General features: G+C 64.6%; 2 protein-coding genes and 1 pseudogene. All 3 read right to left on the bottom strand.

The genetic code is table 11. The features are described 5' to 3' along the window. Window positions 1-55: 55 nt before the first annotated feature. Window positions 56-460 (bottom strand): hypothetical protein, encoded by a 405-nt coding sequence (locus B7Z76_RS16125; protein WP_291345278.1) that lies wholly within the window; start codon window positions 458-460, stop codon window positions 56-58. Between the two features lie 4 nt (window positions 461-464). Next, a complete protein-coding gene (locus B7Z76_RS16120; RefSeq protein WP_291345276.1) occupies window positions 465-1169 on the bottom strand; it encodes a hypothetical protein in 705 nt (234 codons plus the stop codon). Next, window positions 1166-1400, bottom strand: a pseudogene (locus tag B7Z76_RS16115) (hypothetical protein); the annotation flags it as partial. The pseudogene B7Z76_RS16115 and the gene B7Z76_RS16120, both read right to left, overlap by 4 nt.

Raw genomic sequence — 1400 nt, 5'->3', positions numbered from 1 at the left:
ACATGTTTACATGTAATCATGAAAAATCTGCTAGACATTGAAATGGCCAACTCCATTAACGCCGAGGTGGCAACACGGTGAACGCATAGCGCCGCACCGGCCAGCCTTGAGCCCAGGCGTGCAGTTCCAACTGCCAGAAGCGCAGCCGGTCATTGAGGAGCAGGCTGGCGCGTGAGAGTGCCATCATGAGGATACCAGCCCCGAGCGCGAAGGCGGCAAGGCGCAGCCTATGAACCTCATAATTCAAAATGCAGGACAGGGCTGAGAAGAAGCCCAGCCAGAACAGGATGCGGCGGAACCAAAGCATGAACCGCACCATGAGGATCAGCACGTCGAGCACAGCCACCAGCAGAAAGCGCACCGTGTTCCGAAACAGGCAGAGCAAAACCCGGCCGAGCTGGGAGGTGAAGTCGACCGAGCGAGCCGACCCATCCGCGGTGGGAGTAAAACGCTCGTCCATCCCGCTACCCATGCGCGGCCTGGGCGACATTTGGCGTGGTCCATAGCCAGAGATGGCAGGCCGTGCGGCCGTCCTGATGCGCCACGTTCTTCCCGGTGCAGTCGGATTTCATCGTGTCGAGGATGGCGTTGTCGCGCATGAGCTGGTGCCATTGCGCCAAACCAGCCGGGCCTTGCGAGGCGAGGACGGATTGCTCAACGGCCCCGGCGGCGTGAATCGTGCCGGCGGCCTGGCTGTACCCGGCCGCGTTGCCGCGCCAGTAGCCCAGGCCATAGCCGAGCGCGAGGATCACGATCGCCAGCGCCGCGCCCGAGGCAAGCGTGCGCCACCATACCCATCGGGACATGGACTTGAGGCGTTGTTCGGCCTCTTTGGCAAAGGACGCCACGAACTGACGCGACAGATCCGCATGCGCGGCCTCGGCCTGCGCCTTTGCGGCCTTGAACGCTTGGTCGATGGTTTGCGCCAAGCCATCCCGCGCCTGGCGCACGGCGCTGAAATCCCGATCGACATGCAAGCGGTGCTCAGCCATAGCGCGCCGCTGATCCGCAGCAATAGCCGCCGTCGAGCCCAGGAACACCCGGAGCGCGTGGAGCGTGTGCGCGGTGGGGTCATTGTCGAGCCGGGCCAGCTGTTCGGCCCGATCCAGCTCCGCTTGCGCGGCGCGGATCGCAGCCTCTGTCCCGCCCTGATCGACAGCCTCGCTCACGGCATCCACGATTTCACGCCGGCGAATTGCTCATCCATCGCCGCGAGCCAGTGGCCCACCCGCGAGCGGTTGAACACCCCGAGCGGCGGTTCTGTCTGACCGTCCCGAGCGGCGATAAAACTCGCGGTGCGTGCCTCGACCGCCTCGGCCGCATGCAGGCGCGGCATCCAGAGGGTGAGCGCACCGTCCGCGGTTTCATCGCGATAGACGTTCGAGGAGGTAAGGCGCCCG

It is taken from the genome of Acidiphilium sp. 20-67-58 (assembly GCF_002255515.1).
GTDB lineage: Bacteria > Pseudomonadota > Alphaproteobacteria > Acetobacterales > Acetobacteraceae > Acidiphilium.
The sequence above is the reverse complement of the archived record's forward strand: the minus strand, read 5'-3'. Positions and strand labels throughout refer to the sequence as shown.

What these genes read in the sequence shown, in the direction of transcription:
- B7Z76_RS16125 (WP_291345278.1), bottom strand. Translation starts at nt 460, where the DNA reads ATGGACGAGCGTTTTACTCCCACCGCGGATGGGTCGGCTCGCTCGGTC.